This window comes from Pseudomonas serboccidentalis, from assembly GCF_028830055.1.
GTDB lineage: Bacteria > Pseudomonadota > Gammaproteobacteria > Pseudomonadales > Pseudomonadaceae > Aquipseudomonas > Aquipseudomonas serboccidentalis.
Window position 1 is genome coordinate 2,048,203 of record NZ_CP101655.1, and the last position, 17,481, is coordinate 2,065,683.

The 17,481-nt window shown below is 60.8% G+C and carries 7 protein-coding genes; 3 read left to right on the forward strand and 4 right to left on the reverse strand.

What is annotated here, in order from left to right; all coding sequences use genetic code 11:
- Positions 1–29 precede the first annotated feature (29 nt).
- Positions 30–524: a DUF934 domain-containing protein gene (locus tag NN484_RS09490; RefSeq protein ID WP_047598609.1), complete on the reverse strand. Its 495-nt coding sequence runs from the start codon at positions 522–524 to the stop codon at positions 30–32.
- Positions 508–2,166: a nitrite/sulfite reductase gene (locus NN484_RS09495; RefSeq protein ID WP_215499842.1), complete on the reverse strand. Its 1,659-nt coding sequence runs from the start codon at positions 2,164–2,166 to the stop codon at positions 508–510. Before NN484_RS09495 ends, NN484_RS09490 begins: the two co-directional genes overlap by 17 nt.
- A gap of 524 nt (positions 2,167–2,690) precedes the next feature.
- Here NN484_RS09495 and NN484_RS09500 point away from each other — a divergent pair.
- Positions 2,691–3,764 carry an ABC transporter substrate-binding protein gene (locus NN484_RS09500; RefSeq protein ID WP_274658968.1) on the forward strand — a complete coding sequence of 358 codons (1,074 nt, stop codon included), beginning with the start codon at positions 2,691–2,693 and terminating at the stop codon, positions 3,762–3,764.
- Between the two features lie 6 nt (positions 3,765–3,770).
- Here NN484_RS09500 and NN484_RS09505 read toward each other — a convergent pair whose 3' ends face one another.
- The gene (locus NN484_RS09505; RefSeq protein WP_127647729.1) at positions 3,771–3,989 is read right to left on the reverse strand and encodes a DUF2970 domain-containing protein; all 219 of its coding nucleotides are present in this window, start codon (positions 3,987–3,989) and stop codon (positions 3,771–3,773) included.
- Positions 3,990–4,166: 177 nt separating this feature from the next.
- On the opposite strand from NN484_RS09505, the gene NN484_RS09510 reads away from it, so the two are divergent.
- Positions 4,167–11,204: an NEL-type E3 ubiquitin ligase domain-containing protein gene (locus NN484_RS09510; protein WP_274658969.1), complete on the forward strand. Its 7,038-nt coding sequence runs from the start codon at positions 4,167–4,169 to the stop codon at positions 11,202–11,204.
- A 67-nt stretch (positions 11,205–11,271) separates the two neighbouring features.
- Here NN484_RS09510 and metH read toward each other — a convergent pair whose 3' ends face one another.
- Positions 11,272–14,982 (reverse strand): methionine synthase, encoded by a 3,711-nt coding sequence (gene metH, locus NN484_RS09515; protein ID WP_215499847.1) that lies wholly within the window; start codon positions 14,980–14,982, stop codon positions 11,272–11,274.
- Positions 14,983–15,137: 155 nt separating this feature from the next.
- Here metH and NN484_RS09520 point away from each other — a divergent pair, with 155 nt between their 5' ends.
- Entirely contained in the window at positions 15,138–17,432 is a 2,295-nt protein-coding gene (locus tag NN484_RS09520) for a fatty acid cis/trans isomerase (protein WP_127647726.1), read from the forward strand.
- Positions 17,433–17,481: the final 49 nt, after the last annotated feature.

Consider the following 17,481-nt stretch of genomic DNA (forward strand, 5'->3'; position numbering starts at 1 on the left):
CCCGATTGCAGGCTCAAGGCGTTTTTCGATCAGCGGCGACGGAACAGCGGCAGCGGTTCGTCGGTGGCGGCCTGATAGGTGACCGAGAAGTCCTTCAGGCTTTCCAGTGCGTCGTACGGGTCTTTGTCGGCGCGCAAGGCGAACGCATCGAAACCGCAACGGCGCATGTAGAACAACTGGTCACGCAGCACATCACCAATTGCCCGCAGTTCGCCTTTGAAACCGTAACGGTCACGCAGCAGGCGTGCGTTGGAGTAATTGCGGCCATCGGTGAACGCCGGGAAGTTCAGGGCAATCACCTGGAACTGCGCGACGTCGTCACCGATTTCCTCGGCTTCTTCATCGGCGTCCAGCCACACACCCAGACCGCCGTCGCGGGCTTTCAGGGCGTGGGCATGATCACGCCACAGGGCCAGCGGCACGATCAGGTCGTCACAGTTGGAAATACCGTCGAGGGTCGCGTCCTTGGGCAGCAGGTGCCAGGTTTCGTCGACAACCTCGTTGTTCTTAATGATTCGCTGCATAGACGCGTTCCTTGAAGAGGTCGATGCCAATACGCTGGTAGGTGTCGATGAAGCGCTCGTCTTCGGTACGTTGTTCAACGTACACGTCGATCAGCTTCGAGATCACGTCCGGCATGTCGTCCTGAGCGAAGGACGGGCCGAGGATCTTGCCCAGGCTGGCGTCACGGCTGGCGCTGCCGCCGAGGGACACCTGGTAGAACTCTTCACCTTTCTTGTCCACCCCGAGGATGCCGATGTGGCCGACGTGGTGGTGACCACAGGCGTTCATGCAACCGGAGATGTTCAGGTCCAGTTCACCGATGTCGAACAGGTAATCCAGGTCGTCGAAACGGCGCTGGATCGATTCGGCGATCGGGATCGATTTGGCGTTGGCCAGCGAGCAGAAGTCACCGCCCGGGCAGCAGATGATGTCGGTCAGCAGGCCGATGTTCGGCGTGGCGAAACCGCCTTCGCGCAACTCGCCCCACAGGGTGAACAACTGGCTCTGCTCGACGTCGGCGAGAATGATGTTCTGCTCGTGGGAGGTGCGCAGTTGACCGAAGCTGTAGCGCTCGGCCAGGTCGGCGACGGCGTCGAGCTGCTTGTCGGTGATGTCGCCCGGGGCAACGCCGGTCGGCTTCAGCGACAGGGTCACGGCCACATAACCCGGCTTCTTGTGCGCCAGGGTGTTGCGGCTGCGCCAGCGGGCGAAACCCGGATGTTCTTTATCGAGTGCGGCCAACGCGGCAGTCTGGTTATCCAGCGCCTTGTAGTCCGGGTCGACGAAGTGCTTGGCAACGCGATGCAGTTCGGCTTCGGTCAGGGTGGTCTGGCCGCCGCGCAGGTGTTCCATTTCCGCATCGACTTTCTGCGCAAAGACTTCCGGCGTCAGTGCCTTGACGAGGATCTTGATCCGCGCCTTGTATTTGTTGTCGCGACGGCCATAGCGGTTGTAGACCCGCAGGATGGCGTCGAGGTAGCTCAGCAGGTCCTGCCACGGCAGGAACTCGTTGATGAACGCACCGACCACCGGGGTACGGCCCAGGCCGCCGCCGACCAACACGCGGAAACCCAGTTCGCCGGCTTCGTTGTGCACCGGCTCCAGGCCGATATCGTGGACTTCAATGGCTGCCCGGTCAGCGGTCGAACCGTTGACGGCGATCTTGAATTTACGTGGCAGGTAGGCGAATTCCGGGTGGAAGGTGGTCCACTGACGGACGATTTCGCACCATGGACGCGGGTCGATCAGCTCGTCGGCCGCGACACCGGCGAACTGGTCGGTGGTGACGTTGCGCAGGCAGTTGCCGCTGGTCTGGATCGCGTGCATTTGCACGGTGGCCAGTTCCGCGAGGATGTCCGGGATGTCTTCCACCGCCGGCCAGTTGAACTGCACGTTCTGCCGGGTACTGATGTGGGCGTAGCCCTTGTCGTAGTCACGGGCAATCTTGGCCATCATGCGCACCTGACGGGAAGTCAGTTGGCCGTAAGGCACCGCCACACGCAACATCGGCGCGAAACGCTGGATGTACAGGCCATTTTGCAGGCGCAGGGGGCGGAATTCTTCTTCGCTCAGCTCACCTGCCAGATAGCGTCGGGTCTGATCACGGAACTGCTTGACGCGGTCCTCGATGATCCGCTGATCGTACTCGTCGTATACGTACATATAAGTCCTGTTCTCAGGCTTTGGGCTACTCGGAAAACGCTGCGTTTTCGCTTGCTGGAGTCCGATGGTGCCTCTGCAATTACGCGCGCACGGCCGCGCACTCCCTAACGGAGCCGGGGCAATATACCTGTTTGCAGTTATGCGCAAAAGTGATGTTTGAGTATATGTAAAGAACCAAATCGCCTAACGAGAATAGTTGTTGGTTAACCCACATTTGTCGCGGGGACAATCATCGTCTTAACTGTGATCGAGTCTTTCTGCAATCACCGATAAAACCGACAAGAGGCGATGCAATGAGCAACCCGACCAAGGCAAGAAAAAGCGATAGCAGTGTCGATGCGTGGGCCATTTTGTTCCTGATCATTCTCGTTGTAGGGACGGCGGTATTCTGGGTCAGTCATCAGTAAACGACCAATCCGGGTCCGCTTCCGACGATTGTCGGACAAAAAACGGGATCAGGCGTCAATAGCCGCTGATTCGGGGGCTATAATGCGCGGCCATTTTTCCTTGGGCCCGGATCATTCATGTTGAAGTTTTTTCACCTCAGCCTCCTGCTGCTCGGCACGGTTTTCGGACCCGTGGCACGGGCGGAGTCGGTGCTGTTCCTCAATCCGGGTACCACTCAGGAAGCCTTCTGGGTCAGTTACTCGCAATTCATGCAAGCGGCGGCTCGGGACCTGGGTGTCGATTTGCAGATTCTGTATGCCCAGCGCCAGCCCGAACTCACCGTGGCTCAGGCGCGAGTCGCCCTGCAAGGGCCGCATCGTCCCGATTACCTGGTGTTCGTCAACGAACAGTACATTGCGCCCCAGATCCTGCGGCTGGCCGAAGGCAGCGGGGTCAAGCTGTTCATGGTCAACGCAGTGCTGACCGCTGATCAGCAGGCGCTGGTCGGGGAGCGGCCCGATCGTATCGGCAGTCTGGTGCCCAACGACGAGGAGGGCGGCTACCTGATGATGAAGGAGCTGATTCGCCTGCATCCTGCGGTGGCGCGAGGCGAGCAGATCGAGGTACTGGCGTTCTCCGGCCTGAAAATCACGCCGTCGGCGCAGCTGCGCGAACGCGGCATGCAGCGAGCCTTGGCCGAACATCCTCAGGTGCGACTGCGGCAACTGGTCTACAGCGGCTGGACACAGCAGCGCGCCTACGAACAGGCGCGGCAACTGCTCAGCCGATACCCGAAGGTGTCGCTGGTGTGGTCGGCCAATGATGAAATGGCGTTCGGCGCGATGCGCGCGTTTGCCGAAGCGGGCAAGGTCCCGGGCAAGGATGTGTTGTTCAGTGCGGTCAACACCTCGCCCGAGGCGCTGCAGGCGGTGGTCGATGGACGCCTGAGCGCGCTGGTGGGCGGCCACTTCACCCTTGGCGGCTGGGCGCTGGTGGAATTGCACGACTACGATCAGGGCGTCGATCTGGCCCGGTATGGCGGACGTGATCGCCAGTTGCCGCTGTTGCAACTGATCGACAGGAATCAGGCCCGGCAGATGCTCGCCATGGGCTCGTCGCTCGGTTATGGCGTGAATTTTCGCAAACTGTCAGCCAAGGGCCGTCCGGCCACGTATCGCTACCCGTTCTTCCTGCAGACCCTGATGCACTGAACACCGTCAGACGCCGGCGAAATGCAGCACCAGTTTGACGATGGCAAACAGTGTCAGGGCAAACACGGCGGTGAACCCGATCCCCAGAATCACAAAGTGGCTGGGCTTGCCATGCGTGAAGTCCCTTGCCCGATTCTTTCCGCTCTGCACCCCGAACGCCGCCGCCAACACGCTGTGCAGCATCTGCCAGAAGCTCGGCGGTTTGTTGTCGACTGGATCGTCCATAAATCCCCCGTCTGTAAGGTATGTCCCGAAAGCATAGCCAATTCGCGGGTTTGTGCCGGGGCAGCCGGCGGTTTGCTGACGTGATTGGTAACAACCTGCCGTCGATGCGATAACTATGTACCGCAGATCGGCGGCGCGGACATGGTGTTCTGTTTTCCCATTTTTCGGAGAGACAGGATGTCCACTCAACCCCCTCGCAAGCCCTTGAGCGTTGAAGACGCGATACGCGCCAATGCCAGCCTCCATAGCCCGCTCCTGGCTCAGACGACGCCGGCCTGGCTGGTTGATGCCACCCCGGCCAGGCGCGCGGCCATGAAGGCCGCAGATACGCAGTTGCCCGGTTGGTACCAGGCACTTCCTGCCAACCAGCAACGGACCCTGCAGGCGCAAATCTGCGCCGGATTTGTCACCCAGTCGACGCTGGATAAAACCATGGCGGGCCTTGAAAACATCGAGGTCTTCGCCGAGGCGTTGCTGGTCAAGGCGCTGAAAGAGCAATTCAACGTTGAGGTCGACGTCAACAAAACCTTGTTATGCCTGCGCCATCCGCTGGAAATCGGTGTGCTGGAAATCGAGCTGTCGTCGTTTGAAGTGTTGAAGCTGCCCCTGCTGCAGGCCGCGCTGCACAACTTCGAAGCCGCAGAGTGCAAGGACGGTGCATATCATCATCAGTCCGGGTTCGTGCAGGAAACCTCGACCCCCGGCACCTTTCAGGCGGTCGAACCGGGGATGACCGTCGGCCAGTTTCTCTCGCTCTGTCGCACGCTCGACGTCGGCGCCCGTTATCAGGAGCGGCTGCAGGCGTTTTTCGAGTCGACGGCTGCATTGCGCGAGCAATTCATCGCCAGCCAGAAAGCCGCGTTGCGTGCCGCTGCCGAACTGGCCTTGCTGAAAAAGGACATCGAACCTGACGACTACAGCATGATCCTGTCGGTGGTCGACGGTGAGATCCATCCGCGATTGGGCGGCAAACCGGTGTGGTTTCGTGATCTGAGCCTGATGAAAAGAAGGATGACGGGCTGTGTCGTTTTCAGTATCAGTGAGCGCTATCGCTACACCAGCGAGTTCATCGTCTACATTCCGCACGATCCCGAACAGCCGCTCAAGCGCTGCAGCGGGGCGCAGATGCAGGAGATGCTCAAGAGCAAGTTCACCGCTACCGACAGCACGCCCGGCACCGGCGAGACAACCGCCTATCAGCGCTTTTTCAGTCAGTTCGTGGCTTATGCCGACCGGCCTTATTACTTCAGCCAGTTCAGCGAACCCACGGCGGATTCTCCGCCTGATCCGTTGCATTCGATCTGGGTCAAAGTCGCGCAGATGATTCCGCCGATTTCTACCGTGGCAGGGATCAAGGAGTTGCCCCCCGAGACACAAGGCAAGCGCCAGCCGGTGGCCGATCCTTACCTCAATCCATTCGGCATCACCCGCGCAGGCGTGGCCGGGATCTGGGCAGCCAACACCGATCTGTGGCAATACCTCTACGAGCAACACCACGCGAAGCTGTTGGCCGATGCCCGCGCTCACGCCGTGCCGACGGCGGATGCCGATGCCAAGGCGCGGGCAGAAAAGCTTGGCCATCTGCTGGAGTTCGGCATGTTCGCCTTTAATCTGGTGTCGATGTTCGTCCCGGTACTGGGCGAGATCATGATGGCGGTCATGGCCGGGCAACTGCTTTATGAGTCGTTCGAGGGGGCGATCGAGTGGTCCGAGAACGATCGCCGCGCAGCCAAGGCGCATCTGGTCGATGTGGCGCAAAACCTGGCGTTGATCGGGGTGATGGCCGGCGTCGGCAAGGGCCTCGGCAAACTGAGTGCGATCAAGGCCGAGCCCGTGATCGAAGGGCTGGAGCAGGTCAAGCGGCCTGATGGCAGCACCCGACTGTGGCAACCTGACCTGACGGCTTATGAAAGTGATGTCACGCTTGCCGCAACCTCTGTTCCCGATGCCCAAGGCATTCACCGGCTGAACGGCAATACCTACATTCGGTTGCACACCCGGGTTTACCAGACGCTCTTCGATCAACGTCTGCACAAGTGGCGCATTCTGCATCCGCGTGAGGCGGCAGCCTATCAACCGATTCTCGAACACAACCGCCTCGGCGCCTGGCGCCATTCTCTGGAGCGTCCGCTGGCGTGGGACCGCTTGACCCTGCTGCGGCGCATAGGGCATTCGACCGAGGCCTTCTCCGATGAACAATTGCTGCACATTGCCGAGGTCAGTGGCATCGGTGATGACGCCTTGCGCCAGATGCATCTGGACAACGCACCGGCCCCTTTGCCGTTAGCCGATGCCCTGCGCCTGTTTGAGACTGAGCAGGGCGTTGCGCGAATCATCGATCAGGTCGAGCGCGCGACGCCTCTTGATGAGCAATACCTGCTGACGCTGCCATTGCTGACCGAGATGCCACGCTGGCCGGCCGGGCGCGTGCTGGAGGTTTTCGAAGGCCCGGACCTTTCAGGCGCCAGTGTGCGCTATGGCGCTGAATCGCAGTTGCCGGGTGACAGTGCCAAGGCACCGATCCGCCTGAGCCGCGCCGATGTGCTGGGCGGTCAGATGCCTGCACGCATTCTGGCAAGCCTGGAGGAGTCGGAAATCATCAGACTGTTGGGGGCCGAGCCGGCTCGGGTGGTTGAGTCCAGGCCGCAGGAGTTCGGCAAGCAGTTGACCGACTTCCTGAAAACACACCAGCCGGCCATGTTCGAAAGGCTTTACGCCGAACCGGCGACCACAGATCCACGTATCGCTCTCCTGCAAAGGGCGACCCCGGGACTGGGCAGCGACGCGGCGACCCGGGTGCTGCTGCAGGCGAATGCCGAGGAGCTTGCCCGCCTCGAGTCATCGCCGCACGTCCCGTTGAGGTTGCTGGAGACATCACGCGATTACGCCCGGCAGAGGCAATTCGATCACGCCCTGAGCGGTCTGCACATGGAAAACCTCGGCGCAAGCCAGAGCAAGTGGCTGGCGCTGCGTGCGTTGGAAAAACTGCCCGGGTGGTCGGACGATATGCGTCTGGAGCTGCGAGAGGGTGGTGTCCACGGGCCGTTGCTCGACAGCATCGGCAGTGAACATGCCAGTCAGCTGAAGTATCTGGTCAAGCAGGGACCTTCCTATCAGGCGTTCAATGAGCATGGCGAGGCGCTCAACGGCATCGCGCGTCAGGGCGACAACTTTTTCGATTCGATCATGCACGCATTACCCGATGAGTCCCGCCAGGCACTCGGCTTTGCCGATGTGGGGGAGAGTGCAGGTTTACGCCGGGCAGTGCTCGACCATGTCATGCGCAACCGTACCGAATTGAAGCGTCTGGCAGACAAGCGTCATGGCGCCTCCAAGGGGTTCAAGCCGCCGGTTCGTGTGGCGGGAGGCAGGTTGGGTTATTACGCCAGCGGTCGTGGTCAGGGCGTCAATCCGTTGCTGGTCACCCGTGTGCAGGATGTCTATCCAGCGCTCACCGATCAACAGGCCGGCGGGTTTATCCTCAAGCAGATGGCGGCGGGGAAGAGCGATGCGCAGATCTACGAGCTGTTGCAACGGCGCCTGCGCGAATGGCAGGCGCTGGAGTCAACCCTCGCCGAATGGGAAGGAGGGGCGGCACCCGAGCCGATGCTGGTGTCGCTGATCGGTGGCAAGTCGAGTGTCGTGCGCAACCTCAAACAGTCCTGGCGCAGTGCGCCGCTGAGCGAGTATCAATCGGCAGCCGCGCGTCTGGACATCGTCTGTGACGAGCCGTTGCCCGCGTTGCCGGCAGACTTTTCCCATGTGCGGGAGTTGAGCGTCAGAGGGCGTTGTATCACCGATGCCAATGCCGATGCGCTGCTGGGTGCCTTTCCCGAATTGCAAACGTTACGCGTCAATGCGACCGGCGGATCATTCAGCAACCTCCCTGCTGCCTTGCAGCAGATGCCACAGCTGACAGATTTGACGATTTACAGCGCGACACCGTTAGCAACCGACATGCCACAGCGCCTGGGCCAACTGACCCGACTCGAAGCATTGACGGTGTGTTCGGCCGGTTATCAGCCGATCACCTTCGACGTCAGCCGGATGCGTCGTCTGCGCAAGCTGGAAATCGCTGCCTACTCATTGCTGGAGTGGCCGACCGGCGCACTGGAACTGCCCGATCTCGAGCGCCTGAATCTCAGGGACACGGGGGTCAGCACCTTACCCCAAGGCATGCTGCAGGGGCATGGAAAACTCTGGTCAGGGCTGTCGCTGGACTGGTCGCGCTTCTCGCGCGAGTCTTTCAAGGGCGCGTACGAATACGTCAAGACCCACCCCGAACACCTGATCGATCAAGAGATGATGCTCAGAGACTATTGCAAGGGGGAGCTGAGGCGTTTGGGTGAGGGCGTGAATGAATCGCTGGAGAGCATGCAGAACCGCTTTTTTCAACAGTGGACCGATGCCCATCAGCGGTTCACCGCGATCGAGGCCTTGAGCGAGCAATATGCAGCGCTGGAAGCGCAGTTGTACGAGTGGTCGCACCAACTGTCGCCTACCCAGGAAAACCTGCTGGAGAGCATTCACCGTTCGAACGCCGCGAATGCCCTGAGAACCAACTGGCGCAAGGGCCTGTTCAAACGTTATGGCTCGTCGATCAGTGCCTCGACCGTGGACTTGTCGGGGCTGATGCTCACGGAGCTTCCTGCGTTACCGGCCGGCACGTTTTCACATGTGCGCAGCTTGCTCCTGCACGGCCAGCGAGCCAGTGCCGTGCAGGTGAGGCGATTTGTCAGCGCCTTCAGCGAGGTACAAACCCTTGACCTGAGCGACAACGGATTGCGCGAATGTCCGATTGAACCCGGTGAGCTGCCCCGGCTTTCCCGGCTTAATCTCGCAGACAACCGGCTGACCGAGTGGCTGCCGATGCAACAGACCCTGGAGACGTTGCCGGCGCTTGAGTATCTGGATTTGCACAACAATCCACTGACCGAGCTTGAGGTCAGCGGCCTGACGCGTTTGAAGGCATTGAGCCTGCGGGATACGCATTTGCAAGCCTGGCCCCAAGGCGCAGAAGGCCTGCGGCAGTTGACCTGGGTGGATTTGCGCAACAGCAAGATCTCTACGCTGCCAGGGACATTTCTGCACAGCACAGCGTTGATCCATACCAACCTGGCAGGGACGCCGTTGACTCCGGACACGGTTGCAGCACTGCAAGTGGCGCGACGTCGAATCGAGTTCGAGATCGGCTTGCCGGACGGTGCGTTGCAGGCGTTTGCTCAAGAGCCTGTCCCGTCCCGCTTCCCGCCCTCCGAAGACGGGCTGTCGGTGGCCCGGCATCTGCTGCCATTGCCACAGGCCCCGGTCGGCGAAGGGTCTGCGTTGATGATCAAGCAACTGCAGCGCATGCAGCCGGGGTTCTCCGACGCGCAAGCGTTGCAGGCTATTGAGCAACTGCAACTGAGCGGGTTGTCGCAGGCTGAGGTCGGCCAGCGGATCGCCGCCTGGAACCAGACCTTTGAGACGCTGGTACGCAGCCTCAATGGCTGGTTGTATACCCGCGAGACTCAGGGCCCCGGCTGGATGATCTCCTCGCAAAATCGCAGTCTGGCCGCTTGGCGCATCCTCAGTTGCTGGCGGGCGCGACTGCCCGGCGCAATTGAATCGACGCATGTCGTGCTGGACCTCAACGGCTTGCAGTTGGGCGATTTGCCGACGCTGCCGGAAGATTTCGCGCATGTCACCTCCGTGAACCTGACGGGCGCGAGAGTGACGGCCGACGGCTCCAACGGGTTCCTCGGTGCTTTCGCCCAGGCGCGGGCTTTGGTGCTTAACGGCAATGAACTGGAAACCTTGCCCGAAGCGGTCAGGCGCATGACTGGGCTTGAGCGACTGGAGTTGTCCAGCAACCGTTTCTATAACCCGGAACCCTTGTACGAAGCCCTGTCCGGTCATGCGCGCCTGACCTGGCTGGATCTGAGCTACAACAACCTCGAATCGTTCGAGGTCAACTACTTCGAACAACTGGAGGCGCTCGATCTGAGCAGCAACAATCTGATCGATTGGCCAGCCGGGGCACTCAATGCCGAGCATCTGCAGACACTGAACCTGAGCCGCAACGACATCACGACGATTCCCGAAGGAGCGTTTGACGGTAGCCATGAGTTGCTGCTGGACGGTATCGACCTGACCGACAATTACTATCTCTCGGAAGATAGCCTCGAGCGACTTCGAGCCTATCAGGCCGCAAGCGGGCGCGAACGGGTTCTGGGTTTTTCGCAAGCTGAACTTGCAGAAATGGAAGATGATCTTGCCGGCGGACTGACCGAAACGACCGACAGCATCGAGTCGGATGAGATACTTCCTGGCGAGCAGGCGCATGCGCAACAAAAAGCGCCATGGCTGGCTAACCTCGCACCGGACGAGATGATTGCCCGCGACAAACTCTGGGATCAACTGGCCGCAGAGCCGGAGAGCGGCGCGTTCTTTCATTTGCTTGAGCGGTTGCAGGATTCGCGGGAATTTCGAGTGGCAAACGCTGACCTGACCCGACGGGTCTGGGTGGTCATGGAGGCTGCGGCCAGCAATACCGAACTCAGAGAGATCATCTTCGCCAGCTCCACGACCCACGGCACCTGCGTCGACGGACGTATCCTGACGTTCAGTGGTCTGGAGAGCAAAGTGTTCATCCACAATGTCTTGCTCGACCTCCCGGAACGCGGTGCCACGGTTCGGGGTAAAGCCTTGCTGACGTTGTCGCGGCAACTCTTCCGGCTGGACAGGGTAGACGAACTGGCAAGAGCCGCCTCCGCACGCAGCGGCTTCGACGAAGCGGAGGTGCGCCTGGGCTACCGTATCGGTTTGACGGGCGGTTGGGAGGATGGACTGGAACTCCCCGGGCAGCCGAAGAACATGTCGTTCGCCTCTGGTGTCACCCCGCAACAGCTGCTCAACGCTCGAGCCGAGGTGGTTACCGCCGAACGCTCTGACAGGTTTCTTGAATACCTTATCCAGCGTGATTACTGGATGGATTTTCTCAAGGAACAACAGCCTGACGCGATCCGGGAGCTGGACGAAACGTCATTGTCGGAGGAGGGCGGGGAAGAAGGATTATCTGCCGATGATCCAGAGTATGTGACCCGGTTGTTCGACCACATGGCAGCGCGTAACGCCAGGTTGATCGAACTGTCGCGCCAGGAGGTCGAGCTCATCGGCTCAGCTGCCGACAACGAGCCCGTCCCCGGTTCGTCAAAACACCTGACAGGTGCTTGACGCTTAACGACCGCTCAACCTGCGCCGCCGGTTTGCCCGGCGGCGCAGATTATCGATCGGCGCCCGGTCAGTTGTCGTAACCCAGGTTCGGCGCCAGCCAACGCTCGGTCACGCTCAGGTCCTGGCCTTTGCGCGAGGTGTAGCTTTGCACTTGGTCCTTGTCGATCTTGCCCACGGCAAAGTATTGCGCCTGCGGATGGGCGAAATACCAACCGCTGACCGCTGCCGCCGGGAACATCGCGTAGTGTTCGGTGAGGAACACGCCGCTGCGGCCAGCGCGCATTTCGCTGGCTTCAGGGTCGAGCAGGGTGAACAGCGTGGCTTTTTCGGTGTGATCCGGGCAGGCCGGGTAGCCCGGTGCCGGACGAATACCGGTGTACTGCTCTTTGATCAGTGCTTCGTTGTCCAGCACTTCGTCCTTGGCATAGCCCCAGTGTTCCTTACGCACCTGCTGGTGCAGCCACTCGGCGCAAGCCTCGGCCAGACGGTCGGCGAGGGCCTTGACCATGATCGAGTTGTAGTCGTCGCCAGCGTCCTGATACGCCTTGGCCACTTCTTCGGCGCCGATGCCGGCGGTGGTGATGAAACCACCAACGTAGTCGGTCACTTCGCTGTCCTTCGGCGCGACGAAATCGGCCAGCGAGAAGTTCGGCTTGCCGTCGGTCTTGATGATCTGCTGACGCAGGTGATGCAGGCGCGCCATTGGCTTGCCGTCATCGCCGTACAGTTCGATGTCGTCGTCATGCACCTGGTTGGCCGGCCAGAAGCCGAACACCGCACGGGCGCTGATCAACTTCTCGTCGATCAGCTTGGTGAGCATCTCGCGGGCGTCCTTGTACAGCGCGGTGGCGGCTTCACCGACCACTTCGTCTTCAAGGATGCGCGGGAACTTGCCGGCCAGGTCCCAGGAGATGAAGAACGGCGTCCAGTCGATGTACTCGGCCAGAACGTTGAGGTCGATATTGTCCAGCACCCGGGTGCCGGTGAAGGTCGGTTTGACCGGGGTGTAACCGGCCCAGTCGAACTGCGGCTTCTTGGCAATCGCCGCCGCGTAGCTCAGGCGTTCGGTGCGGGCGCTGCGGTTGGCGGTGCGCTCGCGTACATCGACGTAATCGGCACGGGTCTTCTCGACGAAACCGGCCTTCAGCTCCTTGGACAGCAACTGCGTCGCCACGCCCACGGCACGCGAGGCGTCGGTGACGTAGACCACGGCGTCGTTGCTGTACTTCGGCTCGATCTTCACCGCGGTGTGCGCCTTGGATGTGGTCGCGCCACCGATCATCAGCGGCAGGTGGAAATCCTGACGCTGCATTTCGCGGGCAACGTGGACCATTTCGTCCAGCGACGGCGTGATCAGGCCGGACAGGCCGATGATGTCGCACTTCTGCTCTTTGGCGACCTGGAGGATTTTTTCCGCCGGGACCATCACACCCAGGTCAACGATGTCGTAGCCGTTACAGCCCAGCACCACGCCGACGATGTTCTTGCCGATGTCGTGCACGTCGCCTTTCACCGTAGCCATGAGGATCTTGCCCTTGGCTTCCGGCTTGTCGCCTTTTTCCAGCTCGATGAACGGGATCAGGTGCGCCACGGCTTGCTTCATCACGCGAGCGGATTTCACCACCTGTGGCAGGAACATTTTGCCGGCGCCGAACAGGTCGCCGACGATGTTCATGCCGGCCATCAGCGGCCCTTCGATGACTTCGATCGGGCGGCTGAACGACTGGCGCGACTCTTCGGTGTCTTCAACGATGTGGGTGGTGATGCCTTTGACCAGCGCATGTTCCAGACGCTTGTTGACGTCCCAGCTGCGCCACTCTTCGGTCTCGGCTTCCTTGACGCTGCCGTCGCCCTTGTACTTGTCGGCGATGGCGAGGAGGGCGTCGGTGCCTTCCGGCGTGCGGTTGAGGATCACGTCTTCAACGGCGTCACGCAGTTCCTGCGGGATCTGGTCGTAGATCTCCAGCTGACCGGCGTTGACGATGCCCATGGTCAGGCCGGCGCGGATTGCGTACAGCAGGAACACCGAGTGAATCGCCTCACGCACCGGGTTGTTGCCCCGGAACGAGAACGACACGTTGGACACACCACCGGAGCTCAGCGCGTACGGCAGCTCGTCACGGATGTAGGCACAGGCGTTGATGAAGTCCACCGCGTAGTTGTTGTGTTCTTCAATGCCGGTGGCGACGGCGAAGATGTTCGGGTCGAAGATGATGTCTTCCGGCGGGAAGCCGACGTCGTTGACCAGAATGTCGTAGGAGCGTTTGCAGATCTCTTTCTTGCGCGCTTCGGTGTCGGCCTGGCCGGCTTCGTCGAACGCCATCACCACCACCGCCGCGCCGTAGCGTTTGCACAGCTTGGCGTGGTGGATGAACTGCTCGACGCCTTCTTTCATGCTGATCGAGTTGACGATGCCCTTGCCCTGAATGCACTTCAGACCGGCTTCGATCACTTCCCATTTCGAGGAGTCGATCATGATCGGCACGCGGGAGATGTCCGGCTCACCGGCGATCAGATTGAGGAAGGTCACCATGGCCTTCTTCGAATCGAGCATCCCTTCGTCCATGTTGATGTCGATCACCTGCGCGCCGGCTTCGACCTGCTGCAGGGCGACTTCCAGGGCTTCGGTGTAGTTGTCTTCACGGATCAGCCGGGCGAATTTGGCGGAACCGGTGATGTTGGTCCGCTCGCCGACGTTGACGAACAGCGAGCTGCGATCGATGGTGAACGGTTCCAGACCCGAGAGGCGGCAGGCCTTGGGAATGTCCGGAATCTGCCGCGGCGCGTAACCGGCCACGGCGTTGGCGATGGCTTCGATGTGGCCCGGGGTGGTGCCGCAGCAACCGCCGACGATGTTCAGGAAACCGCTCTGGGCGAACTCTTCGATGACCTTGGCGGTTTGCGCCGGCAGCTCGTCGTACTCGCCGAATTCGTTCGGCAGGCCGGCGTTCGGGTGTGCCGAAACGTGGGTGCTGGCCTTGTCCGACAGCTCTTCCAGGTACGGGCGCAGTTCACGGGCGCCAAGGGCGCAGTTCAGGCCGACGGAAATCGGTTTGGCGTGGGCCACGGAGTTCCAGAACGCTTCGGTGGTCTGGCCCGACAGGGTGCGGCCGGAGGCGTCGGTGATGGTCCCGGAGATCATGATCGGCAGCTCGAAGCCCAACGCTTCGAACACCCCTTGCACGGCGAAGATCGCCGCTTTGGCGTTGAGGGTGTCGAAAATGGTTTCGATCAGGATCAGGTCGACGCCGCCCTCGATCAGGCCTTTGGTGGCCTCGGTGTAGTTCTCCACCAGTTCATCGAAGGTAACGTTGCGGTAGCCAGGGTTGTTGACGTCAGGCGACAGCGAGCAGGTGCGGCTGGTAGGGCCGAGCACGCCGGCGACGAAACGCGGCTTGGCCGGGTTCTCGGCGGTTTTGGCGTCGGCCACCTTGCGCGCCAGGCGTGCGCCCTCTACGTTTAATTCGTACGCCAGCGCTTCCATGCCATAGTCGGCCATGGAAATGCGCGTGGCGTTGAAGGTGTTGGTTTCCAGAATGTCGGCGCCGGCATCCAGGTAGGCTTTCTCGATGCCACCAATCACATCCGGACGGGTGATCACCAACAGGTCGTTGTTGCCTTTGACGTCACTCGGCCAGTCAGCGAAGCGTTTGCCACGATAATCCTGCTCTTCGAGCTTGTAGCTCTGGATCATCGTGCCCATGCCGCCGTCGAGAATCAGGATGCGCTCTTTGAGGGCTTGCTTGAGAGCTTGAAGGCGGACGCTGCGATCGGACATTTGGACTACTCGAAAAGACCATTACGAAGGGCCGGGATCATAACAAACCTGTGCGCTTTTAGAGCATGTGACGCTTTTTCATGAATATCGCTCATGTTGGTACGAGTGTCATACTGTAGAATCGCCGCGTTTTTTCCAGGATCGGGATCAAAGGCATGTCGTACCGCGTCATCAGCATTTTCTTGCTGTTCTTAAGCTGGGGCGCCATTGCGCAGGAGTCCACGATCTCGCCTCCGATTTCCTACAGCCGGGACATTCAACCGATCTTCACCGAGAAGTGCGTGGCCTGCCATGCGTGCTACGACTCCGCCTGTCAGCTCAATCTGGGCAGCGGCGAAGGTGCTGACCGTGGCGCCAGCAAGATGCCGGTCTACGACGGTGAACGCCCCCGGGCCGCGCCCACCACTCGACTGTTCTATGACGCCTTTGGTAAACGCGCCTGGCAGCAGAAGGGCTTCTATTCGGTGCTCGACGCCCAAGGCAGCCAGGCGGCGCTCATGGCCCGTATGCTGGAACTGGGCCACAAGACCCCGTTGACGCCCAACGCCAGGCTCCCCGACGAGATCGTGCTGGGCCTCAATCGCGAAACGATGTGTCCCATGCCTGCCGAATTCGAAGGCTACGCCGCTACGCATCCGAAAGAAGGCATGCCGCTGGCCGTCACCGGCCTGACCGATCAGCAATACCAGACCCTTCAACGCTGGCTGGCGTCCGGTGCGCCGATCGACGCGCAAGGCCTGGCGCCGAGTGCCAAAGAAGCCGTGCAGGTCATCCAGTGGGAAAACCTGCTCAACACCCCGGGGGCGCGGGAAAGTCTGGTCGGACGCTGGTTGTTCGAACACTGGTTCCTCGCGCACATCTACTTTAAGGACGGCGAGCCGGGGCATTACTTCCAGTGGGTGCGCTCGCGCACGCCGACGGGCCAGCCGATCGACCTGATCGCCACCCGTCGCCCGAATGACGACCCGGGCACCCAGATCTACTACCGCTTGTGGCCGGTGCAAGGGGTGATCGTGCACAAGACCCACATCACCTATCCGCTGAGCGCGGCGAAGATGGCGCGGGTCAAGAGCCTGTTCTACAGCGGCAACTGGCAGGTCAATGCGCTGCCGGGTTACGGGCCGCAGAGCCGGGCCAACCCGTTTGCCACGTTCGAGGCGATTCCGGCCCAGGCGCGTTACCAGTTCATGCTCGATAACGCCGAATACTTCGTCCGCACATTCATTCGCGGGCCGGTGTGCCGTGGGCAGATCGCGACCGACGTGATCCGCGACAACTTCTGGGCGCTGTTCCAGGCCCCGGAACACGACCTGTACATCACCGACCCCAACTATCGTGGCCAGGCCACGCCGTTGCTGGCGATGCCGGGGCAGAACGACGATGTCGGCAGTGTGCTGAGCCTGTGGCACAACTACCGCAACAAACGTAACGAATACGAGGCCCTGCGCCGCGACAGCTACGCCGAAATCCCGGCCCCGAGCTGGTCGACCCTGTGGGCCGGCAACGACAATGCGCTGCTGAGCATCTTTCGCCACTTCGACAGCGCCTCGGTGACCAAAGGCCTGATCGGCGAGGTGCCACAGACGATGTGGCTGTTCGACTATCCGCTGCTGGAGCGCACCTATTACCAGTTGGCGGTCAACTTCGATGTGTTCGGCAACGTCTCTCATCAAGCGCAGACCCGCCTGTATTTCGACCTGATTCGCAACGGCGCCGAACAGAATTTCCTGCGCCTGATGCCGGCCGACTCCCGCGAGGATTACCTCGACGATTGGTACCAGAGCAGCGGCCAGTTCAAGATGTGGCTCGATTACGAGGCCATCGATGACGACAAGCCGACCGGACTGAAACTGGACCCGAAGAATCCGAAGCACGACTTCGCCATGCAGTTGCTGACGCGTTATGGCGACCTTAATGCGAATCCTGATCCGATCAACCGTTGCGATGGCGCCTATTGCTCGCGACCGAACATCGATCCGGCGCTGCAAAATGCCGAGCAGGCGCTCAGTCGCCTGACCTCGCGCCCGGCCGCCGGTTTGAAAGTGATCGACCAGTTGCCGGAAGCCACCATGCTGCGCATTGAAACCCGCAGTGGCAAACGCGAGATGTACAGCCTGCTGCGCAATCGTGCGCACAGCAACGTGGCGTTCCTGTTGGGCGAATCGCTGCGTTATCAGCCGGGGCTGGACACCTTGACCATCTATCCGGGCGTACTCAGCAGTTACCCCAACTTCATGTTCAACATTCCGGCTGAGCAGGTACCGGATTTTGTCGACGCGATGGAAAACGCGAAGGATGCCGACCGCTTCGAGAAAATCGTCGAACGCTGGGGAATTCGCCGCAGTCATCCGCAATTCTGGTTCTATTTCCACGACCTGAGCCAATACATCCACGAAACCGATCCGGTGGAAGAGGGCGTACTGGACATGAACCGCTACGAGAATCTTTGATCGTTTGAGAGTGACCTGCTGTCCCAAACTCTAACAACACCGCAAAACC